We start from the raw sequence: 25098 nt of genomic DNA, 5'->3' as shown, positions 1-25098 counted from the left end.
GATGCGGTCACCGGTCGACGCCTCCCATCACGGGGTCGATGGACGCGACGGCGACGATGACGTCGGCGACCTGGCCGCCTTCGCACATCGCCGCCATGGCCTGCAGGTTGGTGAAGGACGGGTCGCGGAAGTGGACCCGGTAGGGGCGGGTGCCGCCGTCGGAGACGACGTGCACGCCGAGTTCGCCCTTGGGGGACTCGACGGCGGTGTACACCTGCCCGACCGGGACCCGGAAGCCCTCGGTCACCAGCTTGAAGTGGTGGATCAGGGCCTCCATGGAGGTGCCCATGATGTTCCTGATGTGGTCGAGCGAGTTGCCGAGGCCGTCGGCGCCCAGGGCGAGCTGGGCGGGCCAGGCGATCTTCTTGTCGGCGACCATGACCGGCCCCGGCTCCAGGCGGTCGATGCACTGCTCGATGATGCGCAGCGACTGGCGCATCTCCTCCAGCCGCACGAGGAAGCGGCCGTAGGAGTCACAGGTGTCGGCGGTGGGGACCTCGAAGTCGTAGGTCTCGTAGCCGCAGTACGGGTCGCTCTTGCGCAGGTCGTGCGGGAGTCCGGCGGAGCGCAGCACCGGGCCGGTGGCGCCGAGCGCCATGCAGCCGGTGAGGTCGAGGTAGCCGATGTCCTGCATGCGGGCCTTGAAGATGGGGTTGCCGGTGGCGAGCTTGTCGTATTCCGGCAGGTTCTTCTTCATGGTCTTGATGAACTCGCGCAGCTGGTCGACCGTGCCCGGGGGCAGGTCCTGGGCGAGGCCGCCGGGGCGGACGAACGCGTGGTTCATCCGCAGGCCGGTGATCAGCTCGAAGAGGTCGAGAACGAGTTCCCGATCGCGGAAGCCGTAGATCATGATCGTGGTCGCGCCGAGCTCCATGCCGCCGGTGGCGATGCACACGAGGTGCGAGGAGAGCCGGTTGAGCTCCATCAGGAGCACGCGCAGGACGGTGGCCCGGTCGGGGATCTGGTCCTCGATGCCGAGGAGCTTCTCGACGCCCAGGCAGTACGCCGTCTCGTTGAAGAACGGCGTCAGGTAGTCCATCCGCGTGACGAAGGTGGTGCCCTGGGTCCAGTTGCGGAATTCGAGGTTCTTCTCGATGCCGGTGTGGAGGTAGCCGATGCCGCAGCGGGCCTCGGTGACGGTCTCGCCGTCGATCTCCAGGATCAGCCGCAGCACGCCGTGCGTGGACGGGTGCTGGGGGCCCATGTTGACGATGATGCGTTCGTCGTCGGACTTGGCGGCGGATTCGACGACCTCGTCCCAGTCGCCGCCGGTGACTGTATATACAGTCCCCTCGGTCGTGGCACGGGATGTTGCGTGGGGAGTGGTCATCAGGAGTACGACCTCCGCTGGTCCGGAGCCGGGATCTGGGCGCCCTTGTACTCGACGGCGATGCCGCCGAGCGGGTAGTCCTTGCGCTGCGGGAAGCCCTGCCAGTCGTCCGGCATCATGATCCGGGTCAGGGCCGGGTGCCCGTCGAAGACGAGCCCGAAGAAGTCGTATGCCTCGCGCTCGTGCCAGTCGTTGGTCGGGTAGACCTCGACGAGCGAGGGGATGTGCGGGTCGCTGTCCGGGGCGGAGACCTCCAGCCGGATGAGCCGGCCGTGGGTGAGGGACCGCAGGTGGTAGACAGCGTGCAGCTCGCGGCCCTTGTCGCCGAGGAAGTGGACGCCGCTGACGCCCGTACAGAGCTCGAAGCGCAGGGCGGGGTCGTCGCGCAGGGTGCGGGCGACCTGGACCAGGTGTTCGCGGGCGATGTGGAAGGTCAGCTCGTCGCGGTCGACGACCGTCTTCTCGATGGCGTTCTCGGGAAGCAGGTCCTGTTCTTCCAGGGCCCCTTCGAGCTCGTCGGCCACCTCGTCGAACCAGCCGCCGTAGGGCCGGGAGGAGGCTCCCGGCAGGGTGATCGTCCGGACGAGACCGCCGTAGCCGGAGGTGTCGCCGCCGTTGTTGGCGCCGAACATGCCCTTGCGGACGCGGATGACCTCGCCACCGGTGTCGCGCGGGGCGGGTACGCCGTTGCCGTTCTGCTCGTCGCCGTGGGTGTGCTCGCTCACCGCAGCAGCCCCTTCATCTCGATCAGGGGCAGCGCGTTGAGGGCCGCCTCCTCCGCCTCGCGGGCGGCCTCCTCGGCGTTGACCCCGAGTTTGCCGCCCTGGATCTTCTGGTGGAGCTTGAGGATGGCGTCCAGCAGCATCTCGGGACGTGGCGGACAACCCGGCAAATAGATATCGACCGGGACAATGTGATCAACACCCTGCACAATGGCGTAATTGTTGAACATTCCACCCGATGATGCACAAACTCCCATGGAAATGACCCACTTGGGGTTGGGCATCTGGTCATAGACCTGCCGCAGGACGGGGGCCATCTTCTGGCTCACCCGTCCCGCGACGATCATCAGGTCGGCCTGGCGCGGCGATCCGCGGAAGACCTCCATCCCGAACCGGGCGAGGTCGTAGCGGCCCGCGCCAGTCGTCATCATCTCGATGGCGCAGCAGGCGAGTCCGAACGTGGCCGGGAAGACGGAGGCCTTCCGCACCCAGCCCGCGGCCTGCTCGACCGTGGTCAGAACGAAGCCGCTCGGCAGTTTCTCTTCGAGTCCCATGGTGTGCCCCTCAGCCCCTCAGTCCCATTCCAGGCCGCCGCGACGCCAGACATACGCATAGGCGACGAAGACGGTGAGCACGAAGAGCAGCATCTCCACGAGCCCGAAGATCCCCAGGGCGTCGAAGGAGACCGCCCAGGGATAGAGGAAGACGATCTCGATGTCGAAGACGATGAAAAGCATCGCCGTCAGGTAGTACTTGATGGGAAAGCGGCCGCCTCCGGCCGGCGTCGGCGTGGGTTCGATGCCGCACTCGTACGCTTCGAGCTTTGCCCGGTTGTATCGCCTGGGGCCGATAAGCGTGGCCATGACCACGGAGAAGATCGCAAACCCTGCCCCGAGGGCGCCGAGCACGAGGATGGGCGCGTAGGCATTCACGCTCCTCGCTCCTTCCAGTCGTCCTTGACCGTTGGACCGCATCGGGCGACCGGCTCGCCACCTCACCAAGATCGTGCACATGTGAGGCAGTTCACAAGCCCGACTGCCCCGCATCCTATGCCCGTCCCCCTGTGATCTGCGACACGGGGTGCGACAACGTCTTTGTGATCTCCACCACCTGACGAAGGATCATGAAGTCGTATGAGCGGTGATCTTCGTACGCGAAGCGGCCGAGTGATCACGAGACGTGACATTCGGCGGCGTTACTGCTGGTCAAAGAAGTGTCGCGCTATCAATGGACAGCCACTACAAGCAAATTGGCGATGGACTGCGGCGGGGCGATAAGGGCACCCGCATCCTCGCCATCCCTCACCCGGACGAGGGGCGGCGAGGACCGAAGGGGACATGTGCACGCATTCACGAACTTCCGGAAGGGGTGACGGAGTGCCCGCCGCGGAACCGGGGCGGACCGCGGTCGCGGGCGCGAGGGTTGCCTGCCGCCGGATACTCATGCCGTGACCTGCGTCACTCGGCCCGCGCCGCGGGAAAACCGGGCTTGGCCATCGGTGTGAACGGATGGTAAGCGACGGGCAATTCGGGCGTATTACCGAAAGCCAGTGATCACGGGCCTGATCCTGCCTGACCGTTTTGCCCGTTACGGCGTCAATAAAGGCACCCAGAAAGCGGATTCACAGATTCCGAACGTAACTGTGTCGCAACACACGTTTCTTGATGGGACCCCTACAGCCCTGATAGCGCTAGTACCCATGTCCCACACCGCTCACATACCCAGCCACCGGAAGCCCCGCCAGCGCGCCTCGAAGTCGGCACTGCGGGCCGGAGTTGCCGGTGGCGTCCTCAGCACCATCGCGGTCGCGGGTGCCGCGGGTCCGGCCCAGGCCGAACCGGTGACCCAGACGATCGAGATGCCCACCATCACCTCCGGGCTCTCCACCGTGGTCGCCGCCTCCGCCCAGGCCACCCAGCAGGTCGCCCTCGACCTGGAGACGCAGGCCGACGAGGCTGCCGCGGCCGAGAGCGCCGCGAAGAAGGCCAAGAAGGCGCACGCCGAGGCCGTCCGCAAGGCCGAGGCCAAGAAGAAGGCCGAAGCAGCCGCCAAGGCCGAGGCGGAGGCCAAGGAGCGGGCCGAGCGCGCCTCCCGCTCCGCCGAGCGGACGACGCTCAGCGCCTCCTCCGGCTCCACGGGCTCCTCGGACAGCTCCGCGTCCGCCTCCGCCCCCTCGTCCTCCTCGTCGAACGTCAGCGGCTCCGCCGCGTCCATCGTGGCGTTCGCCAAGGCCCAGGTCGGCGACGCGTACGTGTCCGGTGGCACCGGCCCCAACGCCTGGGACTGCTCCGGCCTGGTCCAGGCCGCGTACCGCACGGCGGGCATCGACCTCCCGCGCGTCTCGCAGGCCCAGTCGACCGCCGGCACCCAGGTCTCCCTGAACAGCCTCCAGCCCGGCGACATCCTGTACTGGGGCAGCGCCGGCAGCGCGTACCACGTCGCGATCTACGTGGGCGGCGGCCAGTTCGTCGGTGCGCAGAACTCCAGCACCGGCACCGTGCAGCGTTCCATGGACTACGACCGGCCGACCGGCGCGGTCCGCGTTCTCTGATTCACAAGCGCCCTCGGGCGCTCCGGTGCACGGCTGAGAGCCGCCGCTCCCCCGCTCGGGGGCGGCGGCTCCCGGTCGTTGTCGCGGCGACGAGCAGCCCCGCGCCCATCAGCAGGGCGCTCACCCAGGCGGGCGCCCGGTAGCCGGACCCGGCGTCCAGGGCCAGGCCGCCCGCCCATGGCCCCACCGTCGCGCCCAGGTTGAACGCGGTCGTGGAGAACGCCCCGGCGAGCGTCGGGGCGCCGGGGGCGAGGCTCAGGACCCGGGTGATCAGCGCGGTGCCGGTACCGAAGGCGAGCATCCCCAGGAGCGGGATCAGGGCCAGGGCGAGGACAGGGCTGCCCGCCGTGAGGGCGAGCGCGGCCCAGCCGAGGGCGAGGGCGACCATGCCGGTGGCGATGACGGCGACCGGGCGCGCGTCGGCGAACCGGCCCGCCACCGTGACCCCGGCGAACGCCCCCGCCCCGAACAACGCCAGGGACACCGGCACCCAGACCGCGCCCAGGCCCGTCTCCCGGGTGAGGAGCGGCTCCAGATAGGAGAAGGTGCAGAAGGTCGCCCCCTGCACCAGGGCCATCGTGACCAGCGTCGGCCGCAGCCGGGGCCCGGCGAGCGCGCGCAGTTCGTCCCGTACGGATACGGAATCGGTGCCCTTGTCCGTAGGTACGGATGCAACGGATGCAGAAGCCGCGCCCGTGTCCGTACCCCGGCCGCCCGAAATCGTGCCCTGGCCGCCCGTGTCCGTACCCCGGCCGCCCGGGACCGAGCGCAGGATCGCGAGGACGGCGGGCAGGGAGACGAGGGCGACCGCCCAGAACGCCGACCGCCACCCCCACCACTCCCCCAGCACCGCGCCCGCCGGTACGCCCACCACGCAGGCGACCGTGACCCCGCCGACGACCACGGCAGTGGCCCGGCCCTTCAGCCCGTCGGGGACCAGCGCGACCGCGGTCGTCAGAGCCACCGCCCAGAAACCCGCGTTGGCCAGGGCCCCGACGAAGCGGGTCGCAAGGAGTACCCCGTAGCTCGGGGTGAGCGCACCGGCGACATGGACGGCGACGAACACCGCGAGGAAGAACAGCAACGCGCGGCGGCGGGGCCAGGTGCGGCTGGACAGCGCCATCAGGGGTGCGCCGACGACCATTCCGACAGCGAAGGAGGAGGTGAGGAGTCCGGCGGCGGACAGGGAGACGTCCAGGTCGGCGGCGATGCCCGAGACGAGCCCGGACAGCATGAACTCGGAGGTGCCCTGGGCGAAGACCGCGAGCCCGAGGACGTAGACGGCGAATGGCATGGGTGGAAAGCCCCTTGGACGGAACCGTCGGTGGACAGACAGACCGGGTGCGGGGGATGCGGGCCGCGCGGACGCACCGCCCGGAAGGAGGCGAGGTGCGGCGCGGAGGAGTGCCCGGCCGGGATCGACCGGGTCACGAACCCCGCGTACGGCGGTACTTGCGTCGGTACCTCAGCGCGTACGCGGGTGGGAACGGCCCGTGCCCGCGGTGATCCGGCGGGCGTGGAACCGTACGAGAAGGGGCCGATGGGCCCCGAGGGGTCGGTCGGCGACGCTCAGCACGAACACGGCCACCGGCGCACCGGTGGCCGGAGTCTGTCGGACTCGGGGCTGGTCATGGGGCAAGGGTACGCGCGGGGCGGCGGGGCATCCAGCGGATTTCCGGCGGGCTTCCGGCGGGCTTCCGGCCGACTCCGGGCGGGCTTCCGGAGCTGTCCAGGCCCGACGGCACACGCATCAGCGCCTGCCCTGCCGGAGGGCGCGTGGCGGGTGGTCAGCGGCGGCGGGGGCGGCGGTTCGTCCGCTCGGGCTCCCGCGCCGACGTGGTGGGGGCGGGCAGGGCGTCATACGGGGAGTCCAGGTCCTCGTCGTCGTCCGTCGCGGTCGGGTCGACGGCGAAGTGGGGCTCCAGGAAGAGGCCGTGGTGCTGGGGCGCGGCGGTGTCCGTGGCGGCCGGTTCCGGGCGTGCGGAGTTCCGGGGCAGGGATGCGGTGGTCATGGCTGTCTGTCCTTGGGGTCGAGCAGCGCTGTATCGGCTTGTTCCGTACCCCGCTGGCCTGCGATCGATGTGAGCGTGCGTCATGAAGCGTCGTACGCACCGCGCGCCGCTACGGGCGGGGCGGGCGCCGACCGGCCCGGGGGCTGCCCGACGACCGGGGGAGGCGCGCAAATCATCGCACAGGATCACCGGGGAAGCTGCGGAATATGCGTGGCGGGGTGGGTGGAGGGAGTCAGAGCACGGCGCGGAAGTGGGTGGTCAGGCGCCTGCCCTCGTCCAGGACGTGGAAGGCGAGCCCGGGGGGCTGGTCGCGGTCGGCCGGGCGGTCGCCCTCCCAGGGCATGCGCAGCGTCCAGGTGACGGCGGGCCCGACGATCAGCGGGCGGCCCGCGAAGGTGGAGGCGGCCGCCGTGTGGGCATGGCCGGTGAGGACGGCGACGACCCGCGGGTGGGCGGCCAGGAGTTCGGCGAGCCGCTCGGGCTCTTCGAGCATCCCGGCGTCGGGCAGCGGGTGGTGCAGCTCGACGGGCGGCTGGTGGAAGGCGATCAGCGCGGGGACGCCGTCCGGCAGCGCGGTGAGCGTGGCGTCGATCCAGGCCAGCGTCTCCGTGTCGAGGCGGCCCGCGTCGCGGCCCGGGATGGTGGCGTCACACATCAGGATGGCGGTTCCGGCGATGTGGTGGACGCGGTTGACGGGCGCGGTGCCGGGGGCCTCCCCGAGGAAGGCCTTGCGGTAGGCCGGGCGGGCGTCGTGGTTGCCGGGGCAGGCGAGCACGGGGAACGGCGCGTCCAGGAGACGGACGGCCTCTTCGTACTCGGCCTCGGTCGCGTGGTCGGCGATGTCTCCGGTGACGAGCAGTGCGTCGACCGGGCGGGGCAGGGCCCGCACGTGGTCCATGACGCGGGCGGTGCGCCGGGACGCACGTTCCGTGCCGTCCAGGTGCAGATCACTGATCTGGGCAAGCAGCATGTCGACCCGTCCCCCGCCTAACGCTAATTTTCATTTTCCCGTTAGGACTCTAGAGTGAGGCCGCGCGGGTGCACAAGGGACGGCGACGGCCGGGTGCACGGGAGGCCGCGAGGCGAAGGGAGCGACCGGTGGCACAGCGTCTCGTCATGGAGCTGGTGAGCACCATCCGCCACGACGGCGACGGCGGGGTCCTCGACGACCTGGACACGGTCCGGGGGACGACCCGCTGGCTCCGGCAGCAGCCCGGCCTGCTGAGGCCCGCCTCCCCCGCCGCCTCCCCCGCCGCCGGGTACCTGTTCGCCGACGAGGAGCTGCGGGAGGCGATCGTCGGTGTACGGCGGGCGGTCCGGGCCCTGTTCGCGCGGGCGGTCAGCCCCGACCCGCCCAGCCCGGCCGACGCCCACCGGCTGCTCCCCGTCGACCAGGCCCTGGCCCACCTCAACGCGGCCGCCGCCCGCGAGCTCGTCGCCCCGCAACTGGACTGGCCGGCCGAAGAAGCCCCCGTGACCCGGCTGCTGTCGGCGGAGGACGACCCGCGGGTACAAGTGATCGCGGCCCTGGCACGCGACGCCGTCGACTTCCTGAGCGGCCCGCACCGAGAGCGGCTACGGGCCTGCCACGCGCCGCGCTGCGTGCGCTACTTCACCAAGAGCCACGGCCGCCAGGAGTGGTGCAAACCGTCCTGCGGCAACCGGGCCCGCGTCGCCCGCCACTACGAGCGCACGCGCGCGGCGGAGGCCGGCCCCGGCCGCGGTGCGTCGGACCACAGCCGGTCGGCCTCCACGAACCCGGCCGACTCGTAGAGCCGGTCGGCCGCCGTACGGTCGGTCGCGCATCCCAGCGCTGTGCAAGGCCGCCGAGGAGCTTCCCGGCTCACCGAAGGTGAAGACCGTCAACGTTCGACGGCCAAACGCCACGAGCCGGGCGGCTCGACTGCCCAACGAGCGGCCCGGCCTCGCATGGTCAAGCTCGGGGGGCCACCTTCGAGAGGCCGTTGATGATGCGGTCCATGGCGTCGCCGCCCTGGGGGTCGGTCAGGTTGGCGAGCATCTTGAGGGTGAACTTCATCAGGACCGGGTGGGTCAGGCCGCGTTGGGTGGCGACCTTCATGACCTTCGGATTGCCGATGAGCTTCACGAAGGCGCGGCCCATCGTGTAATAGCCGCCGTAGGTCTCCTTGAGGACCTTCGGGTAGTTGTTCAGGGCCAGTTCGCGCTGGGCGGGGGTGGCGCGGGCGTGGGCCTGGACGATGACGTCGGCCGCGATCTGGCCGGACTCCATGGCGTACGCGATGCCCTCGCCGTTGAACGGGTTGACCATGCCGCCCGCGTCGCCGACGAGCAGGAGGCCCTTGGTGTAGTGCGGCTGGCGGTTGAAGGCCATCGGGAGGGCCGCGCCCCGGATCGGCATCGTCATGTTCTCCGGGGTGTAGCCCCAGTCCTCCGGCATCGAGGCGCACCAGGCCTTGAGGACCTCTCGCCAGTCCAGCTCCTTGAACGCGGAGGAGGAGTTGAGGATGCCGAGGCCGACGTTGGAGGTGCCGTCGCCCATGCCGAAGATCCAGCCGTAGCCGGGCAGCAGCCGGTCCTCCGCGCCGCGCCGGTCCCACAGCTCCAGCCAGGACTCCAGGTAGTCGTCGTCGTGGCGGGGGGAGGTGAAGTACGTACGGACGGCGACGCCCATGGGACGGTCGTCGCGCCGGTGCAGGCCCATCGCGAGGGAGAGCCGGGTGGAGTTGCCGTCGGCGGCCACCACGAGCGGGGCGTGGAAGGTGACCGGGGTCTTCTCCTCGCCGAGCTTCGCCTCGACGCCGGTGATGCGGCCGGTGCGCTCGTCGCGGATGGGCGCGCCCACGTTGCAGCGCTCGTACAGCCGGGCGCCCGCCTTCTGCGCCTGCTGGGCCAGCTGTTCGTCGAAGTCGTCGCGCTTGCGGACCAGTCCGTAGTCCGGGTAGGAGGCGAGTTCCGGCCAGTCCAGCTGGAGCCGGACGCCGCCGCCGATGATGCGCAGGCCCTTGTTGCGCAGCCAGCCCGCCTCCTCGGAGATGTCGATCCCCATGGAGACGAGCTGTTTCGTGGCGCGGGGCGTCAGCCCGTCGCCGCAGACCTTCTCCCGGGGGAAGGCGGTCTTTTCCAGGAGCAGGACGTCGAGTCCGGCCTTGGCGAGGTAGTACGCGGTCGTGGAGCCGGCTGGGCCCGCTCCGACGACGATCACGTCCGCGCTGTGCTCGGAGAGGGGCTCGGTCACGGTCGGATCTCCCGAAGACTCGAATTCGCGTGCCGCGCGGCACATGTCCCGTGCAGTCTATGGGGGCCTGCAGATCCACCCTCCGAAGGGCTCCCCCATGTCGATCGCGCCTGCTTCGCCCCCTGCTTCGGCCCCCGTCGTACGCCTCCGTGTTCCCACCGACGAAGACGCCCTGACCTGGTACCGGGTATTCGACGACCCCGAGGTCATGGAGTACTTCGGGGGGCGCAGAGCGGACTTCTCCGTGTACGAGGAACTCACCGCCCGCCAGCGCCGCCACGACGCGGAGCTCGGCTACTGCCTGTGGACCGTCACCGACGAGGACGACACCGTGCTCGGCTTCACCGGGGCGCAGCCGTGGCCGCACACCCACTACGGGCCGGTCGGCGCGACCGAGATCGGCTGGCGGCTGGGGCGCGCGGCGTGGGGGCGCGGGTACGCCACCGTCGCCGCCCGCGCCACGCTGGAGCGGGTGCGCGCGGCCGGGGTGAGCGAGGTGGTCGCGATGATCCACTCCCGTAACGCCCGGTCGACGGCGGTGGCGGAACGGCTCGGGATGCGGCGGGCCGAGTCGTACGCCACCCCGCGCGGCCAGGAGGCCCACTGCTTCCGGCTGGAGCTCTGAGCCCCGGGCGGTTACGGGAACGTCAGGCGCGGGTGGCCCGGTGCAGGGCCACCACGCCGCCGGTCAGATTGCGCCAGGCGACCTTGGACCAGCCCGCCTTCTGAAGAAGTGCGGCGAGAGCGGGCTGGTCGGGCCAGTCGCGGATCGACTCGGCGAGATAGACGTACGCGTCCGGGTTGGAGGACACCGCGCGTGCGGCCGGCGGGATCGCGCGCATCAGGTACTCCGTGTAGACCGTGCGGAACGGGGTCCAGGTCGGCTGCGAGAACTCGCAGATCACGACCCGCCCGCCGGGCTTCGTCACCCGGTACAGCTCACGCAGCGCGACATCGGTGTCCTGGATGTTGCGCAGCCCGAAGGAGATCGTGACGGTGTCGAACGTCTCGTCCTTGAACGGCAGCTTCATGCCGTCGCCCGCGGTGAACGGCATCCACGGGTGGCGTTCCTTGCCGACCTTGAGCATGCCGAGCGAGAAGTCGCACGGTACGACGTAGGCGCCCGCCTTCACGAAGGGCTGCGAGGAGGTCGCCGTACCGGCCGCCAGGTCGAGGATCTTCTGCGCGGGGCGGGCGTCGACCGCCGCCGCGACCGCCTTGCGCCACAGCCGGGCCTGGCCGAGCGAGATCACGTCGTTGGTCAGGTCGTAGTTGGCCGCCACACCGTCGAACATCGAGGCGACTTCGTGCGGCTGCTTTTCCAGGGAGGCTCGGGTCACCCATCCATTCAAGCAGCCCCGCCGTACGGATCGGCGAGGGCGGTCTCGGCGACGTCGTACGGGATGTTCGGCGCGCCCCCACCGCAGGCCGTCGCCGCCAGCAGGCCTCCGAGGCGCTACGGCGAACCGGTGCATGACCGGTGCGTGATCGATGCGTGACCGGCGCGTGACCGGTGTGGTGAGCCGGTCCGCACATCTCTCGAACTGATCTTCACTACTCTTCAACCTTTTCGGCACATGCCCGCTCTGTAAGGGGTGGGAGAGCAGAAACGCAGGAGAAGGAGAGGGGAAGGCGGATGCCGGCAGGGTCGGAGCCCGCCGTGGCGGACGGCGACAGTGCCGCGTTCGAGGCGTACGCACGGAACGGGCAACGGCGGCTGTACCGGACGGCCTACCTGCTGTGCGGGGATGTCGAGGGCGCCCAGGACCTGACGCAGACCACGCTCGCCAAGCTCTTCCAGCACTGGCGCCGGGCGAGCCGGGCGGACAACCTCGACGCCTACGCCAAGACCGTCCTCGTCCGCACCTTCGTGGCCGAACGACGCCGCTCCGTACGGGATCTCCTCGCCCACAACCGCAACGCGCCCCGCCCGCAGCCCAATCCGGCTCCGGGCGCGGACCTCCGGGTGACGCTGCTCGCCCTGCTCGCCGAACTCCCGCCCCGCGCACGGGCGATGGTCGTCCTGCGGTACTGGGACGACCTGAGCGTGGAGACCGTCGCCACGCTGCTGCGGTGCAGTGAGTCCACGGTGAAGAGCCAGTGCTCGCGTTCCCTCGTCCGACTGCGCGCCCGGATGGGCGACGTCCAGCTCTACACCACAGGAAGCTGAGGGCCGGTCGTGAAACCTGAACCGTACGAGCAGCGCCCGCCGTCCTCCGCGCACGACGAACAGCTCCTCCGGGACGCCCTGCACCGCACCGCCGACACCCTGTCCCCGCTGCCCGACCTGGTCCCCGAGGCCGTACGGGAGGGCCACCGGCGGCGGGCCAGGAGCCGGGCGGCCGCGGTCGCGGGCACGTTCGTCGCGGTCACGGCCCTGACGCTGGGCCTCTCCGTGCTGGGCCCCTGGCTGCTGTCGCGGCCGGGCACCGTACCCGCCACTCCCGCCGGACCGTCCCTCTCCCTGCCCCCGCCCAGCCCCTCGCCCCAACAGACGGAGCCCCGCCCCGACATGACGCCCCCCACGTCCACCCCCGTGCCGACGCACTCCTCGGACGGGCCGACGACTCCGCCCGCCGCGCCCCCGTCCCGCTCCGCCCCGCCGCCCCTCACCCCCGAGGAGGCCCAGCGCCTGGAGGAGTTCCGGCGGCGTGCGGCCGGGGCGCTGGACGCCCTGCTGCCCTCGTCGATCGGGACCGTCCGCCCCGTCGGCGACGGCGCGCAGAACTACCAGGGGCGGCGCGGCGGCGTCGTGCACTCCGTCCGCCTGTCGGTGCACCCGGTTGCGGGGAGCGCGGCGCCGGCCTGCCGCGACCTCCCGGAGAAAGGGCTGACCTGCGACAGGATCGCCCTGGCCGACGGCACGCCCGCCCAGGTGTTCCAACAGCCCGCCGAGGGGCGGACGGGGACGGTGGTCTCCCTCCGCTACCAGGCCGGCCGCAGCACGGTGGCGCTGTCCGTCTCACCCGCGCCGTCCGGGTGGAGCGGCACGCCCCTCACCACCGGGGCCCTGATCCGGGTGGCGGAGAGCCCGCGGTTCCGGGAGCTGGTCGCGTACGCCGACGCCCAGCCGGTGCCGCGGAGCGGGGGCGCCTCGTGACGCGCCGCCGCACCACGGGCACCCTGCCGCCCGCGTACGGGGACCGCGACGCGGACGCCTTCCTCGTGCCGCCGGACCCGGCTCCCGGACCCGCGCACGGCCGTACGCGGTCGACGGGCCACGCCCGATCGCAGGAACGGTCACAGGAAGGGTCCCGGTCGCGGTCCCGATCGCGGTCGCGGTCCCGATCGCAGGCGCGGTCGCAGGAGCGTCGGCAGGAACGGTCACAGGAACGCTCCCCGTCCCGGTCCCGGTCGCAGTCCCGATCACACTCCCGGTCGCTGGTCCGGCGCAGGCGGCGGAACCGGCGCCGGGTGACCGGTCTCGCCGTGCTGGCGCTCGCGGTCCTGGCGGGCGCGGCACTCCTCGTCGGCCGCCCCTGGCAGGGCGCGGGCGACCCGGCGGAGGCGGCGGGCCCCGCCGGGACCCCTACGGCCGCGCCCGGCGGACCGGACGACGCGGCGGAGCCCGTACGGCCGAAGCCCACGCCCCCGTCCCCCTCCCCCACCGCGGAGGAGCCGGCCGACGAGCCCGCAGCGGATGAGCCCGCAGCCGACGGGCCGGCGCCCGGGGACGTCCCCGCCTCGGGGCCCGGCACGTTCACCGTCGCCCGCGCGGGAGTCACGGCGTCCGGCGAGGGCAGCGCGTACCGGGTCGAGGTGGAGGACGGCATCGGCGTCGACCCCGACCGGGCCGCCGAGGACGTCGCCGCCGTCCTGGCCGACCCGCGCGGCTGGAACCAGGGCGGCGAGCGCTCGTTCCGCCAGGTCGCCGACGGGTCGGCGGGGCTGGTGATCCGGATCGCGACTCCGGCGACCACGGACCGGCTGTGCGGTGAGTTCGGCCTGGACACCCGTGGTGAGGTCAACTGCCGGGGCGGCGAGAAGGTGATGGTCAACCTGAAGCGCTGGCTGCTCGGTTCACCGCAGTTCGACGGGCCCGTCTCCGAGTACCGGGCACTGATCATCAACCACGAAGTGGGCCACTGGCTGGGGCGCGGCCACGAGACCTGTCCCGGCGAGGGCCGCCCCGCGCCCGCGATGATGCAGCAGATCAAGGGGCTGAAGGGCTGCGTCGCCAACGCCTGGCCGTACGACGCGAAGGGACGCTATCTGGGAGGCCCGAAGGTGCCCTGACCTCCTCCCCGGAGGATGCGGAGACGGCCTCAGCGGGCGCGGTGCACCAGCCGGCCCGCGAGCACCGTCGCCACGCAGCGCCCGGCCCCGCCCTCGCGCAGCGCCGCCTCGTCGGGCACGTCGAAGACGGCGAGGTCCGCGCGGCCGCCGACGGTCAGCGGGCCGTGCGCGGTGGAGGCCAGGTCGCCGCCCGCCGCGAAAGGGTCCAGGTCCGCGGGGCCCGAGGCCTCCCGCGGGTACGGGGGGCCCACCTGGATCAGCCCCGACCGGGAGACAGCCGTCCGCAGCGCGGGCTCGTCCGCGCCGAACGGGCCCACCACGTGCGTGGTCCCGTGCCGCAGCATCCGCTGGAGCCCGCGCCGGACGCTGCCCGCCCGCCGGGGTGCGTCCATCGTCGCCGCGAGCCGCTCGAACGCCTCGCCCCACAGCGGAAGTTCACCCAGCTCGTCGGCCTCGCGCGGGTCCGGGTGGTAGCAGCGGGTGAGCAGCTCCCGGGCGTGGTCCTGGCGGAGGCCGGGCGTCAGGAGGCCGGGCCAGCGGCGGACCCTGGCCGCCGGGTACGCGGCGGAGACCTCCTCGTACGGACCGACGGCGGCGATCCGGTCGCCGTCCACCGCCACGGCGCCACCGGCCCCACCCCCCACTGCCGCCGCGCCGACCGGAAGGACCAGGCGCGCGGCGTGAATCGTCAGCACAGGAGCATCAGTTGGCGTTGAGGAGCTTCAGCTCCGGGTGGGCCGTGCCGCCCTCGATCGCGGTGGACGAGATGTGCGAGACCACGCGCTCGTCGACCGGGTCCATCGCCGGGTCGTCGTGCACGACGAGGTGCTCGTACGTCGTGGCGCGCTGGGCCGGGACCCGGTCCGCCTTGCGGATCAGGTCGATGATCTCCAGCCGGTTGGAGCGGTGCTTGGCCCCGGCCGAGGAGACGACGTTCTCCTCCAGCATGATCGAACCGAGGTCGTCGGCGCCGTAGTGCAGCGACAGCTGGCCGACCTCCTTGCCGGTGGTCAGCCAGGAGCCCTGGATGTGGGCGACGTTGTCGAGGAAGAGCCGGGCGATGGCGATCATCCGCAGGTACTCGAAGAGCGTGGCCTGCGTCTGCCCCTTCAGCTTGTTGTTCTCCGGCTGGTAGGTGTACGGGATGAAGGCGCGGAAGCCGCCCGTGCGGTCCTGCACGTCCCGGATCATCCGCAGGTGCTCGATGCGCTCGGCGTTGGTCTCGCCGGTGCCCATCAGCATGGTGGAGGTGGACTCCACGCCCAGGCCGTGCGCGATCTCCATGATCTCCAGCCACCGCTCGCCGGACTCCTTGAGGGGGGCGATGGCGGTACGCGGCCGGGCGGGCAGCAGCTCCGCGCCCGCACCGGCGAAGGAGTCGAGCCCGGCGGCGTGGATACGGCTGATGGCCTCCTCGGCGGAGACCTTGGAGATCCGGGCCATGTGCTCGATCTCGGAGGCGCCCAGGGAGTGGATGACCAGCTGCGGGAACGCCTTCTTGATCGCGGAGAAGTGCTCCTCGTAGTACTCGACGCCGTAGTCCGGGTGGTGGCCGCCCTGGAACATGATCTGGGTGCCGCCCAGCTCCACGGTCTCCGCGCAGCGGCGCAGGATGTCGTCGAGATCGCGGGTCCAGCCCTTGTCGGTGGCCTTGGGCGGGGCGTAGAAGGCGCAGAACTTGCAGGCCGTCACGCACACGTTGGTGTAGTTGATGTTGCGCTCGATGATGTACGTCGCGATGTGCTCCGTGCCGGCGTAGCGGCGGCGGCGTACGGCGTCGGCGGCAGCACCCAGCGCGTGCAGCGGCGCGGACCGGTAGAGGTCGAGCGCCTCCTCCGGGGTGATCCGACCGCCCTCGGCGGCTCGGTCGAGGACGGGCTGAAGGTCGGCCTTCTCGGTCACCGGGCTGTCACCTTTCGGCGGTTTTTTGAGGATCCACGGACCGATCCAGCGTACGCCAGCCCCTTGCGCCGTCAGCCGCCGGACCGGGTGAGCTTCCCGTACGGAAGACCCGCTGCACGCTCCTTCGAGCGGTACTCCAGCGTGTCGTCGTCGGTGAGGCGGAAGACGAGGTCCGCCTCGGTGGTGGTGCAGAGCCCCGGGGTGCTGGGGCGGTCCGGGTCGGTGCGCTCGCGGACGTTCAGCTCGTCGGCGGTGCCGGAGGTGAGGGTGCCGACGCTGTTGCAGGTGACCGTGATGCCGAGCTGGGAGACGGTGTTGGACATCCGGACGACCTGGGTGCCCTTCCTGCCCTCGGTGAAGACCGCGGTGAGGGTGCCGTGGGGCTGTCCGCTCGTCTTCTCGGTGAGCGGACCCTCCCAGGTGCCGATGTACGCCTTCGGCAACGCGCTCACCGGGGTGTCGCCCGCGTCGGTGGGGTCGCCCGGCCCGGAGGGGGAGGGTCCGGAGGGGGTGGGTTCCGCCGACGCGGAGGCGGAGGGCGGGCCGGAGGCGGTGGCGGACGGCGGGGTGGCCGCGGCGTCGTTGCCCTCGCCCCGGTCGGCGCCGCCGCCCGGGAAGACGCCGTCGAGCAGCCCCGTGCCGAGGGTGACGACGGCGAGCGCGCCTGCCACGGCCAGGGCGACCGTGCAGCTCACTCGGCGGCTGCGGCGCTCTCCGGGAGTCCGCCGGTTCTCGGCGCTGACGGTCATGGAGACGTGGGGGTCGCCGTTGCGCTGCCCGGGGAGCGGACCCGTGCCCGGCCCGCCCGTGCCGGGCGGTGTGCCGAAGGGGGCGTCCGGCGGGGGCGGGACGGGCGGCCCGAATGCCCCGAGGCCGCCGGGGCGGCCCCCGTTGCCGTTCCCGCCGTCCGGAGCGGCCGCCCCTGCTGCCGCCCCTGCGCCCGCTCCCCCTCCGGCTCCCGCTCCCCCTCCCAGCGATGCGCTGCTGAACGGCACCGGACCCGACTGCACGGGCGCGTCCTGCGGCTCCAGGTCGAGCAGCGCCACCGCGGACCGGCTGACCTCGCGTACCAGCCGGCCCGGGAGCCAGCCGCCCGCGACCATCGCCGCCGCACCGCCGGGAGCGAGCGTCCGGGCGAGGTCGGCCGGGGCGGGACGGGCGTCCGGGTCCTTGGCCAGACAGCCCGCGACCACCTCGCGCAGCTCGCCCTCCAGATCGCCCAGCTCGGGTTCCTCGTGGACCACCTTGTAGAGGAGTACGGCGGAGGAGTCGCCCGGGAAGGGGGCCTCGCCCGTCGCCGCGTACACCAGGACCGCGCCCAGCGAGAAGACGTCCGCGGCGCCCGAGACGTCCCGGCCCCGGATCTGCTCGGGCGCCATGTAGCCGGGCGAGCCGACGGAGACCCCGGTGGAGGTGAGCGAGACGGTCGCGCCGAGCGCCCGGGCGATGCCGAAGTCGATGAGGCGGGGGCCGTCGAGGGCGAGCAGCACGTTGGACGGCTTCACGTCGCGGTGGACGATGCCCTGCCCGTGGACGGCCGCGAGGGCCTCGGCGAGACCCGCGCCCAGGGTGCGTACCGCGTGCTCGGGCAGCGGGCCGTGCTCGGTGACCGCCTGGGAGAGCGGTGGCCCGGCCACGTAGCCGGTCGCCACCCACGGCACGGGCGCGTCCGGGTCGGCGTCCAGGACCGGGGCCGTCCACTGCGCACCGATGCGGCGGGCGGACTCCACCTCGCGCCGGAACCGGGCGCGGAACTGCTCGTCGAGGGCGAAGTGGGGGTGGACGACCTTGACCGCGACCGTACGGCCTCCGGCGCTGCGTCCGAGGTACACCCGGCCCATACCGCCCGCGCCGAGCCTGCCGAGCAGCCGGTAGGCACCGATGGTGTGCGGTTCGCCCGCTTCCAGCGGCTGCATATGGACTCCCCTGTGAACCCTGTGGACAGCTGAACCCTGTGTACGGTCCGGACTCGGACCGAAGCCTAGGGGGCGCCACCGGCGCGGTCACCGGGAAACGGTCGGACCATTCCCCCTTCTCGGGGCAGGAGGGGATCTTTTCGCCACGAGGAAAGGCGCGATTGTGTTGTTCCGCCGCGTTGTCCCGCTGTGTTGTTCCGCCGTGGAGTTCAGCAGAATTCCGTAAGAGGGAAAGGGAATTCGCGCGTCAGTCGCCGAGCAGTTCCACCTGGACATCCGCCGGGTAGCCGGTGTCCCGGCCCGTGCGGCGGGCGAACTCGCGGACGCCGGCCAGCTGGTCCGGGCCGAAGCGGAAGTCGAGCGTCGTGAAGTACTGCTCCAGCACCTTCGCGTCGAAGGCCTCCCAGCGGGCGGCCTGCTCCGCGACCTTGGCGACCTCTTCCAGGGAGAGGTCCCGGGAGGCGAGGAACGCCTCGTGGACCTGCGCCGTCTGCTCGGGCCGCGCGGCCAGGAAGTCCTTGCGCGCCGCCCAGACGGCGAAGACGAACGGCAGCCCCGTCCACTCCTTCCACATCTGGCCCAGGTCGTGGACCTGGAGCCCGAGCCGGGGGGCGTCGTGCAGGTTGGCGCGGAGCGCGGCGTCGCCGATCAGCACCGCGGCGTCGGCCTCCTGCATCATCAGCCCCAGGTCGGGCGGGCAGGTGTAGTAGTCGGGCCGGACCCCGTAACGCTCGGCCAGCAGCAGCTGTGCCAGGCGCACGGATGTGCGGGAGGTCGAGCCGAGCGCCACCCGGGCCCGGTCGAGCTGCTCCAGCGGGAGCTGCGAGACGATCACGCAGGACATGACGGGACCGTCGCAGCCGACCGCGATGTCGGGGAAGGCGACCAGGTCATCGGCGTTGCGCAGGTACTCCACGAGGGTGACCGGGCCGATGTCCAGATCCCCCCGCACCAGCTGCTCGCTGAGCCGCTCCGGGGTGTCCTTGGAGAGCTCCAGGTCGAGCAGCGTCCCCGTCCGCGCCAGGCCCCAGTAGAGCGGAAGGCAGTTCAGGAACTGGATGTGGCCGACGCGGGGCCGGGTGCGGCGGTCGTCGTCGCCTTGGCGGGGGGAGACAGTTGAATTGTCCACATCGCGAGGCTAGACCCGCGCCGGGACCCCGGCATCACCGGGGCCCGGCGGGCGTCCGGGCGACCACTCGGCGAACGTCCGGGCAACCGCTCGGCGAACGCCAGGTCGACGGTTCGGCGAACGCCGGGGGGAGGCAATCAAACTTTCGAGTGGGGTGATCTTTCCCTCTACCGCTCTCCAGAGACTGCGTGCTAGGCTCGCCCGCAAGTTGCAGTTTGGTTTCCCTTGCAGTACAGAGCCTGCGGAGCATGTAACCCGCAGGCTTTTGTAGTTTTCAGACTTGTTTGCAGGTTCTGGAGCAGGGCAACCCTTTGGCCCAAGGAGGGCTTATGGCTACCGGAACCGTCAAGTGGTTCAACGCTGAAAAGGGCTTCGGCTTCATCGCCCAGGACGGCGGCGGCCCGGATGTCTTCGTTCACTACTCCGCGATCAACGCGTCCGGGTTCCGCTCCCTTGAGGAGAACCAGGTCGTGAACTTCGACGTCACTCAGGGACCCAAGGGTCCGCAGGCTGAGAACGTCACCCCGGCCTAGTTGCCCGGGTCGGCCGATCGCGGCCGCACATAGCAGTACCCAAGGAGCCCCGCTCCCCCGCTTCGGCGGAGGAACGGGGCTCCTGCCTGTATACGGTCCCGCGTAAGCCGTCACGAGGACCCCGGCGGCGCTTGACCTTCACACCGTGTGAAGCCGTGCAGTGGGAGCCATCATGTTCACCATCGGAGACTTCGCCAGGTACGGGCGGGTGTCGGCCCGGATGCTGCGCCACTACGACGCCATCGGGCTGCTGCGCCCGGACCGGACCGACCTCGCCACGGGCTACCGCCACTACGGCGCGGCACAGCTCGCCCGGCTCAACCGGATCATCGCACTCAAGGACCTGGGCTTCACGCTCCAGCAGGTGCGGGCCGTCCTGGACGAGCAGCTGGGCCCGGAGGAACTGCGCGGGATGCTGCGGCTGCGCCGGGCCGAGCTGGCGGAGGCCGTGACGGCCGCGTCGGAGCGGCTGGCCCGGGTCGAGGCGAGGCTCCGGTCGATCGAGAGCGAGGGGCGCATGCCTGCCGACGACGTTGTGATCAAGACCGTTCCCGGGGTCCGGGTGGCCGAGCTGACCGGCACGGCGGCGAGCTATCAGCCGCAGGACATCGGACCGGTGATCGGCCCGCTGCACGAGGAGCTCTTCCCACTCCTGGAGGGCGCCGGAGTCCGGCCCACCGGTCCCGGGATCGCCCGCTACGAGGACGCCCCCGAGGGCGGCGGCGCGATGGTGGTGCACGCGGGAGTGACGGTGTCGGCCCCGGTGGGCCCGGTCGGCGGCACCGGGGTGCGCGTGGTGGAGCTGCCCTTCGAGGCGGCGACGATCGTGCACCGGGGCGCGATGGACGACGTGATGCCGACGGTCCAGACCCTGGCCCGCTGGCTGGACGCCAACGGCTACCGCTCCGTCGGCTACTCCCGTGAGGTCAGCCTGGAGTGCCCGCCGGACCGGAACCTGTGGGTCACGGAGCTCCAGGAGCCGGTGGAGCCGGTGAGCAAGGCCTGACCCGGCCCGTGTACGTGGGGCGGGCGCCCCGCCCCACGTACACGGGTACTTCTACGCCCCCGCCCAGAGCCCGTCTTCCGTGAGCCCCAGCAGGTCGATCGCGTTTCCGCGGACGATCCGGTCGACGACGTCCGGGGCCAGGTGGCCCATCTGCTCCTCGCCGACCTCGCGGGAGCGGGGCCAGGTGGAGTCGGAGTGCGGGTAGTCCGTCTCGTACAGGACGTTTCCGACGCCGATCGCGTCGAGGTTCCTCAGCCCGAAGGCGTCGTCGAAGAAGCAGCCGTAGACGTGGTCCGCGAACAGCTCGGACGGCGGACGGTGGACCTTGTCGGCGACGCCGCCCCAGGCCCGGTTCTCCTCCCAGACCACGTCGGCGCGCTCCAGAATGTACGGAATCCAGCCGATCTGGCCCTCCGCGTACATGATCCTCAGGCCCGGGAAGCGTTCGAACTTGCCGCTCATCAGCCAGTCGACCATCGAGAAGCAGCAGTTGGCGAAGGTGATGGTGGAGCCGACGGCGGGCGGGGCGTCGGCGGAGGTGGACGGCATCCTGGACGAGGAGCCGATGTGCATGGCGATGACGGTGCCGGTCTCGTCACAGGCCGCGAGGAACGGATCCCAGTCGTCCGTATGGATCGACGGAAGTCCGAGGTGGGGAGGTATCTCGGAGAACGCGACCGCGCGCACCCCCCGGGCCGCGTTGCGCCGGACCTCGGCGGCGGCCAGTTCGGCGTCCCACAGGGGGACGAGGGTGAGCGGGATGAGGCGGCCCCGCGCCTCGGGACCGCACCACTCCTCCACCATCCAGTCGTTGTACGCGCGCACCCCGAGCAGCCCCAGCTCGCGGTCCTTCGCTTCGGTGAACGTCTGCCCGCAGAAGCGCGGGAAGGTGGGGAAGCAGAGCGCGGACTGGACGTGGTTGACGTCCATGTCGGCGAGCCGGTCCGGGACCGAGAAGGAGCCCGGCCGCATCTGCTCGTAGGTGATGATCTCCAGCTTGATCTCGTCCCTGTCGTAGCCGACGGCGGTGTCCAGGCGAGTGAGGGGGCGGTGCAGGTCCTCGTACACCCACCAGTCGCCGACCGGCCCTTCGTCGCCCTTCGCACCCATCACGGGCGCGAACTTGCCGCCCATGAAGGTCATTTCCTTCAGCGGTGCGCGGACGATGCGGGGCCCGGAGTCCGCATACCGGGACGGGAGCCGGTCCCGCCAGACATGAGCGGGCTCCACCGTGTGGTCGTCCACCGAGATGATCTTCGGGAAGGTCTCCATGCGTTCCACGGTAGCGCCGATCTGACGAACCGTCAGCTAACGTGCGCGCATCGGCGCCGGGGACCGCACGGGGAGCGGCACCCGAATCGTTGTCGAGGGCTTGTGCAGAGCGTCACCCACTGCTGACGAGTTCGCCCGCGACAAGGCAGACTGTTGAGCGCGATACCAGCGGTACCGAGCAATCCGAACGCATCCCGCACCTGCGCCGCACGGGCAGACAGGGGCGAGCATTCGGGCGCAGGCGGCACCACCCGGCATGTCCCGCAGACGAGCGGGGCCGGCAGGCGAGCAGGACAGGGGGCATCAATGGACCGTGACAGCGGGCCACGCGTGCGCGTACCGGAGCAGCGCGCTCCGGAGAAACCGGGTACGGCCGACGCCCTCAGGTTCACCGTGCTCGGCCCGGTACGGGCCTGGCGGGGCTCGGACCCCCTCTCTTCCGGCTCCCCCCAGCAGCGCGCCCTGCTGGCCGCGTTGCTGCTGCGCGGGGGCAGGACGGCCACGGCCGGCGAGCTCATCGACGCGTTCTGGGGCGAGGACCCGCCCTCGCAGGCCCTGGCCACGATCCGGACGTACGCCTCCCGGCTCCGCAAGATCCTGGGCCAGGACACGCTGGTGAGCGAGTCGGGCGGGTACGCGATACGGATCGACCGGAGTGCGCTCGACCTGACCCTGGCGCAGGACCTGGCGGCCGAGGCGGAGAAGGCCCGCGCGACCGGTGACCGCTGCCAGGCGCGCACCCTGATCAACAAGGTGCTGGGCCTGTGGGACGGCGAGGCGCTGGCCTCGGTGCCGGGGCCGTACGCGGAGAACCAGCGCACCCGGCTGGAGGAGTGGCGACTCCAGCTCACCGAGACCCGGCTCGACCTGGACCTGGAGGTCGGCTGCCACGCGGAGGCGATCTCCGAACTGACCGCGCTCACCGCGGCGCACCCGCTGCGCGAGCGGCTGCGCGAGCTGCTGATGGTGGCGCTGTACCGGAGCGGCCGGCAGGCCGAGGCACTGGCGGTGTACGCGGACACGCGGCGGCTCCTCGCGGAGGAGCTGGGCGTCGATCCGCGCCCCGAACTGGCCCAGCTCCAGCAGCGGATCCTGCGGGCCGACGAGGAGCTGGCCCGCCCGGCGGACGAACCGGCGCCCGCGCCCGCGCCGCTGCGGCCCGCGCAACTTCCCGCGTCGGTGCCGGACTTCACCGGCCGGTCCGCCTTCGTGGCCGAGCTGGGCAGCCGACTGGCCACGGCGGAGAATTCGGTGATGGCGGTCTCCGCGGTGGCGGGGATCGGCGGGGTCGGCAAGACGACGCTGGCCGTGCACGTCGCCCACCAGGCCCGCCGGCACTTCCCGGACGGCCAGCTCTACGTCGACCTCCAGGGCGCTGGGGCCAGGGCCGCCGAGCCGGAGACCGTCCTCGGCTCGTTCCTGCGCGCGCTCGGCACGGCGGACTCGGCGATCCCGGACACGCTGGACGAGCGGGCCGCGCTGTACCGCTCGACGCTGGACGGGCGCCGCATCCTCATCCTCCTGGACAACGCCCACGACGCCGCCCAGATCCGCCCGCTGCTGCCCGGTACGCCGGGGTGCGCGGCGCTGGTGACGAGCCGGGTGCGGATGGTGGACCTGGCGGGGGCGCATCTGGTGGACCTGGACGTGATGTCGCCCGAGGAGGCGCTGCGGCTCTTCACCCGGATCGTGGGCGCGGAGCGGGTCGGCGCGGAACGCGAGGCGGCACTCGACGTGGTGGCCGCGTGCGGCTTCCTCCCCCTCGCCATCCGCATCGCCGCGTCCCGGCTGGCCGCCCGCCGTACCTGGACGGTGTCGGTCCTCGCCGCGAAACTGGCCGACGAGCGCCGCCGCCTGGATGAGCTCCAGGCGGGCGACCTCGCGGTGAAGGCCACGTTCGAACTCGGCTACGGCCAGCTGGAACCGGCGCAGGCCCGCGCCTTCCGCCTCCTGGGCCTCGCGGACGGCCCGGACATCTCCCTCGCCGCGGCCGCCGCCCTGCTGAACCTGGAACCGCACGCGGCGGAGGACCTCCTGGAGGCCCTGGTCGACACGAGCCTGGTGGAGTCCGCCGCCCCGGGCCGCTACCGGTACCACGACCTGGTGCGCCTCTACGCGCGTGCGTGCGCGGAGCGGGACGAACAGCCGCCGGTGGAGCGGGAGCTGGCGCTGTCGCGGCTGCTGGACTTCTATCTGGCCACGGCCGCGGGGGTGTACGCGCTGGAGCGGCCGGGGGACCGGCTGGCCGATCACCGGGAGCCCACGCAGTACAGCGGGCTGACATTCGCCGACCGGCACACCGCGCAGGACTGGCTCTACACGGAGGCCAACTCCCTGCTCGCGTGTGTGCGTCAGGCGTCGGAAGCCGGAGGGGTACGCCGAGCGGTCGACCTGCTCTGGGCCACCAAGGACCTCGCGGAGTCGGGCGCGAACTCCAAACAATACGAGGCGGCGGCCATCACCATGCGCGATCTGGCCCGGTCCGGTGACGACGCGCGGGCGGAGGGGCGGGCGCTGATCACCCTCACCAACGCCCGTCTGGTCGCGGGCCGGTTCGACCAGGCGGAGCGGGACGCGCAGCGTGCCATGAGGCTCGCCCGCGCGGTGGGCGACCCCCTGCCGAGCTGCTGGGCCCCCAACGACCTCGGTATCATCGCGCTCTACCAGAACCGCCACGCGGAGGGCGAGGCCTACCTCGGACAGGCCATCGCCAACTTCCGGGCCGACGGCAACCGTCCGGGCGAGGCGAGCGCCCTGTGCAACCTCTCCCGCATCCACCTCGCGATGGGGAACACGACGAGCGCGGTGGCCCTGGCCCAGCAGGGCATCGACATATACGACGAACTGGGCCACGCGCTGCGCGGCGCGAACGGCCGGTACGCCCTGGGCCTCGCCCTCACCCAGAGCGGGCGGCTCGCCGAAGCGACGGAGCAGCTCCACGAGGCGCTGGCCGTGTTCCGGGACAGCCGACAGCGCCTCTGGGAGGGGATGGCGACCTTCCGCCTGGCGGAGGTGGATCTGGCCGCCGGGCTCCCGGCACAGGCTGCCACGAAGGCCGAGCAGGCACTCGCGGTACTGCGCGGCATCGGCGGGCAGTGGCGGCGCGGCAATGTCCTCACCGTCCTGGGCCAGGCACTGAACGACATCGGCCAGCCGGGCCGGGCCCAGGTGTGCTGGCGTGAGGCGCTGGACATATACGAGACGCTCGGTTCGGCGGAGGCCGAAGCCGTACGGAAGTTGCTGGCGCCGACGCTGCCCGCGTGAACCCGCGA

Annotated in this window: 23 protein-coding genes; 9 read left to right on the top strand and 14 right to left on the bottom strand. The window is 71.8% G+C overall.

Annotated features, from left to right (window positions below; genetic code table 11):
• Positions 1 to 7: 7 nt before the first annotated feature.
• The 4 genes from ACZ5WC_RS05135 to ACZ5WC_RS05120 are packed head-to-tail and all read right to left on the bottom strand — an operon-like array spanning position 8 to position 2984.
• Positions 8 to 1330 (bottom strand): NADH-quinone oxidoreductase subunit D, encoded by a 1323-nt coding sequence (locus ACZ5WC_RS05135; RefSeq protein WP_468539554.1) that lies wholly within the window; start codon positions 1328 to 1330, stop codon positions 8 to 10.
• Entirely contained in the window at positions 1330 to 2055 is a 726-nt protein-coding gene (locus tag ACZ5WC_RS05130) for an NADH-quinone oxidoreductase subunit C (protein WP_468539553.1), read from the bottom strand. The genes ACZ5WC_RS05135 and ACZ5WC_RS05130 overlap by 1 nt, the downstream gene beginning before the upstream one ends.
• Positions 2052 to 2606, bottom strand: coding sequence for a NuoB/complex I 20 kDa subunit family protein (locus ACZ5WC_RS05125; protein WP_096624888.1), 555 nt, complete (start codon positions 2604 to 2606; stop codon positions 2052 to 2054). Before ACZ5WC_RS05125 ends, ACZ5WC_RS05130 begins: the two co-directional genes overlap by 4 nt.
• A gap of 18 nt (positions 2607 to 2624) precedes the next feature.
• Complete coding sequence (locus ACZ5WC_RS05120) at positions 2625 to 2984, bottom strand: NADH-quinone oxidoreductase subunit A (protein WP_018490714.1); 360 nt, start codon at positions 2982 to 2984, stop codon at positions 2625 to 2627.
• Positions 2985 to 3751: 767 nt separating this feature from the next.
• Here ACZ5WC_RS05120 and ACZ5WC_RS05115 point away from each other — a divergent pair.
• Entirely contained in the window at positions 3752 to 4603 is an 852-nt protein-coding gene (locus tag ACZ5WC_RS05115; RefSeq protein ID WP_468539552.1) for a C40 family peptidase, read from the top strand.
• Between the two features lies 1 nt (position 4604).
• Here the strand turns inward: ACZ5WC_RS05115 and ACZ5WC_RS05110 are convergent, their stop codons facing one another.
• The 3 genes from ACZ5WC_RS05110 to ACZ5WC_RS05100 all read right to left on the bottom strand — a co-directional run bounded on the left by ACZ5WC_RS05110 (position 4605) and on the right by ACZ5WC_RS05100 (position 7585).
• Positions 4605 to 5897, bottom strand: a complete 1293-nt coding sequence (locus ACZ5WC_RS05110) for an MFS transporter (protein ID WP_468539551.1) — start codon at positions 5895 to 5897, stop codon at positions 4605 to 4607.
• 493 nt (positions 5898 to 6390) lie between these two features.
• Positions 6391 to 6615 carry a hypothetical protein gene (locus ACZ5WC_RS05105; protein ID WP_468539550.1) on the bottom strand — a complete coding sequence of 75 codons (225 nt, stop codon included), beginning with the start codon at positions 6613 to 6615 and terminating at the stop codon, positions 6391 to 6393.
• A gap of 232 nt (positions 6616 to 6847) precedes the next feature.
• Entirely contained in the window at positions 6848 to 7585 is a 738-nt protein-coding gene (locus ACZ5WC_RS05100) for a metallophosphoesterase (protein ID WP_468539549.1), read from the bottom strand.
• A gap of 146 nt (positions 7586 to 7731) precedes the next feature.
• On the opposite strand from ACZ5WC_RS05100, the gene ACZ5WC_RS05095 reads away from it, so the two are divergent.
• Positions 7732 to 8388, top strand: a complete 657-nt coding sequence (locus ACZ5WC_RS05095) for a CGNR zinc finger domain-containing protein (protein WP_468539949.1) — start codon at positions 7732 to 7734, stop codon at positions 8386 to 8388.
• A gap of 160 nt (positions 8389 to 8548) precedes the next feature.
• Here the strand turns inward: ACZ5WC_RS05095 and ACZ5WC_RS05090 are convergent, their stop codons facing one another.
• The gene (locus tag ACZ5WC_RS05090; RefSeq protein WP_468539548.1) at positions 8549 to 9832 is read right to left on the bottom strand and encodes a geranylgeranyl reductase family protein; all 1284 of its coding nucleotides are present in this window, start codon (positions 9830 to 9832) and stop codon (positions 8549 to 8551) included.
• Between the two features lie 97 nt (positions 9833 to 9929).
• On the opposite strand from ACZ5WC_RS05090, the gene ACZ5WC_RS05085 reads away from it, so the two are divergent.
• Positions 9930 to 10457, top strand: coding sequence for a GNAT family N-acetyltransferase (locus ACZ5WC_RS05085; RefSeq protein ID WP_468539547.1), 528 nt, complete (start codon positions 9930 to 9932; stop codon positions 10455 to 10457).
• 22 nt (positions 10458 to 10479) lie between these two features.
• On the opposite strand, the gene ACZ5WC_RS05080 is transcribed toward ACZ5WC_RS05085, so the two are convergent.
• Complete coding sequence (locus ACZ5WC_RS05080; RefSeq protein WP_096624874.1) at positions 10480 to 11172, bottom strand: demethylmenaquinone methyltransferase; 693 nt, start codon at positions 11170 to 11172, stop codon at positions 10480 to 10482.
• A gap of 296 nt (positions 11173 to 11468) precedes the next feature.
• On the opposite strand from ACZ5WC_RS05080, the gene ACZ5WC_RS05075 reads away from it, so the two are divergent.
• From ACZ5WC_RS05075 to ACZ5WC_RS05065, 3 genes are read left to right on the top strand one after another with little or no spacing between them, the layout of a single operon-like run.
• Positions 11469 to 12002: a SigE family RNA polymerase sigma factor gene (locus ACZ5WC_RS05075; protein ID WP_311120984.1), complete on the top strand. Its 534-nt coding sequence runs from the start codon at positions 11469 to 11471 to the stop codon at positions 12000 to 12002.
• 9 nt (positions 12003 to 12011) lie between these two features.
• Positions 12012 to 12932 carry a hypothetical protein gene (locus ACZ5WC_RS05070; protein ID WP_468539546.1) on the top strand — a complete coding sequence of 307 codons (921 nt, stop codon included), beginning with the start codon at positions 12012 to 12014 and terminating at the stop codon, positions 12930 to 12932.
• The gene (locus tag ACZ5WC_RS05065; RefSeq protein ID WP_468539545.1) at positions 12929 to 14068 is read left to right on the top strand and encodes a DUF3152 domain-containing protein; all 1140 of its coding nucleotides are present in this window, start codon (positions 12929 to 12931) and stop codon (positions 14066 to 14068) included. The genes ACZ5WC_RS05070 and ACZ5WC_RS05065 overlap by 4 nt, the downstream gene beginning before the upstream one ends.
• Before the next feature lie 29 nt (positions 14069 to 14097).
• On the opposite strand, the gene ACZ5WC_RS05060 is transcribed toward ACZ5WC_RS05065, so the two are convergent.
• The 4 genes from ACZ5WC_RS05060 to ACZ5WC_RS05045 form a co-directional block, all read right to left on the bottom strand.
• Positions 14098 to 14763, bottom strand: a complete 666-nt coding sequence (locus tag ACZ5WC_RS05060; protein ID WP_468539544.1) for an imidazolonepropionase-like domain-containing protein — start codon at positions 14761 to 14763, stop codon at positions 14098 to 14100.
• 7 nt (positions 14764 to 14770) lie between these two features.
• Positions 14771 to 15970: a cyclic dehypoxanthinyl futalosine synthase gene (gene mqnC / locus ACZ5WC_RS05055; protein WP_096624866.1), complete on the bottom strand. Its 1200-nt coding sequence runs from the start codon at positions 15968 to 15970 to the stop codon at positions 14771 to 14773.
• Positions 15971 to 16041: 71 nt separating this feature from the next.
• Complete coding sequence (locus tag ACZ5WC_RS05050; protein WP_468539543.1) at positions 16042 to 17886, bottom strand: serine/threonine-protein kinase; 1845 nt, start codon at positions 17884 to 17886, stop codon at positions 16042 to 16044.
• Between the two features lie 247 nt (positions 17887 to 18133).
• The gene (locus ACZ5WC_RS05045; RefSeq protein ID WP_096624862.1) at positions 18134 to 19015 is read right to left on the bottom strand and encodes a menaquinone biosynthetic enzyme MqnA/MqnD family protein; all 882 of its coding nucleotides are present in this window, start codon (positions 19013 to 19015) and stop codon (positions 18134 to 18136) included.
• A 329-nt stretch (positions 19016 to 19344) separates the two neighbouring features.
• On the opposite strand from ACZ5WC_RS05045, the gene ACZ5WC_RS05040 reads away from it, so the two are divergent.
• On the top strand, positions 19345 to 19548 hold the full coding sequence (locus ACZ5WC_RS05040; protein WP_003967102.1) for a cold-shock protein: 204 nt from the start codon (positions 19345 to 19347) through the stop codon (positions 19546 to 19548).
• 172 nt (positions 19549 to 19720) lie between these two features.
• Positions 19721 to 20554, top strand: a complete 834-nt coding sequence (locus ACZ5WC_RS05035) for a MerR family transcriptional regulator (RefSeq protein ID WP_468539542.1) — start codon at positions 19721 to 19723, stop codon at positions 20552 to 20554.
• Between the two features lie 51 nt (positions 20555 to 20605).
• On the opposite strand, the gene ACZ5WC_RS05030 is transcribed toward ACZ5WC_RS05035, so the two are convergent.
• On the bottom strand, positions 20606 to 21826 hold the full coding sequence (locus ACZ5WC_RS05030) for an amidohydrolase family protein (protein WP_468539541.1): 1221 nt from the start codon (positions 21824 to 21826) through the stop codon (positions 20606 to 20608).
• A gap of 306 nt (positions 21827 to 22132) precedes the next feature.
• On the opposite strand from ACZ5WC_RS05030, the gene afsR reads away from it, so the two are divergent.
• Entirely contained in the window at positions 22133 to 25090 is a 2958-nt protein-coding gene (afsR, locus tag ACZ5WC_RS05025; protein WP_468539540.1) for an SARP-family global regulator AfsR, read from the top strand.
• The last annotated feature ends 8 nt before the right edge of the window (positions 25091 to 25098 follow it).

Source organism: Streptomyces sp. NPDC033165 (assembly GCF_055577965.1).
The sequence above is the reverse complement of the archived record's forward strand: the minus strand, read 5'-3'. Positions and strand labels throughout refer to the sequence as shown.

What these genes read in the sequence shown, in the direction of transcription:
- ACZ5WC_RS05135 (WP_468539554.1), bottom strand. Translation starts at nt 1,330, where the DNA reads ATGACCACTCCCCACGCAACATCCCGTGCCACGACCGAGGGGACTGTA.
- ACZ5WC_RS05125 (WP_096624888.1), bottom strand. Translation starts at nt 2,606, where the DNA reads ATGGGACTCGAAGAGAAACTGCCGAGCGGCTTCGTTCTGACCACGGTC.
- ACZ5WC_RS05115 (WP_468539552.1), top strand. Translation starts at nt 3,752, where the DNA reads ATGTCCCACACCGCTCACATACCCAGCCACCGGAAGCCCCGCCAGCGC.
- ACZ5WC_RS05110 (WP_468539551.1), bottom strand. Translation starts at nt 5,897, where the DNA reads ATGCCATTCGCCGTCTACGTCCTCGGGCTCGCGGTCTTCGCCCAGGGC.
- ACZ5WC_RS05105 (WP_468539550.1), bottom strand. Translation starts at nt 6,615, where the DNA reads ATGACCACCGCATCCCTGCCCCGGAACTCCGCACGCCCGGAACCGGCC.
- ACZ5WC_RS05100 (WP_468539549.1), bottom strand. Translation starts at nt 7,585, where the DNA reads ATGCTGCTTGCCCAGATCAGTGATCTGCACCTGGACGGCACGGAACGT.
- ACZ5WC_RS05095 (WP_468539949.1), top strand. Translation starts at nt 7,732, where the DNA reads ATGGAGCTGGTGAGCACCATCCGCCACGACGGCGACGGCGGGGTCCTC.
- ACZ5WC_RS05085 (WP_468539547.1), top strand. Translation starts at nt 9,930, where the DNA reads ATGTCGATCGCGCCTGCTTCGCCCCCTGCTTCGGCCCCCGTCGTACGC.
- ACZ5WC_RS05075 (WP_311120984.1), top strand. Translation starts at nt 11,469, where the DNA reads ATGCCGGCAGGGTCGGAGCCCGCCGTGGCGGACGGCGACAGTGCCGCG.
- ACZ5WC_RS05050 (WP_468539543.1), bottom strand. Translation starts at nt 17,886, where the DNA reads ATGCAGCCGCTGGAAGCGGGCGAACCGCACACCATCGGTGCCTACCGG.
- ACZ5WC_RS05040 (WP_003967102.1), top strand. Translation starts at nt 19,345, where the DNA reads ATGGCTACCGGAACCGTCAAGTGGTTCAACGCTGAAAAGGGCTTCGGC.
- ACZ5WC_RS05035 (WP_468539542.1), top strand. Translation starts at nt 19,721, where the DNA reads ATGTTCACCATCGGAGACTTCGCCAGGTACGGGCGGGTGTCGGCCCGG.
- ACZ5WC_RS05030 (WP_468539541.1), bottom strand. Translation starts at nt 21,826, where the DNA reads ATGGAGACCTTCCCGAAGATCATCTCGGTGGACGACCACACGGTGGAG.
- afsR (WP_468539540.1), top strand. Translation starts at nt 22,133, where the DNA reads ATGGACCGTGACAGCGGGCCACGCGTGCGCGTACCGGAGCAGCGCGCT.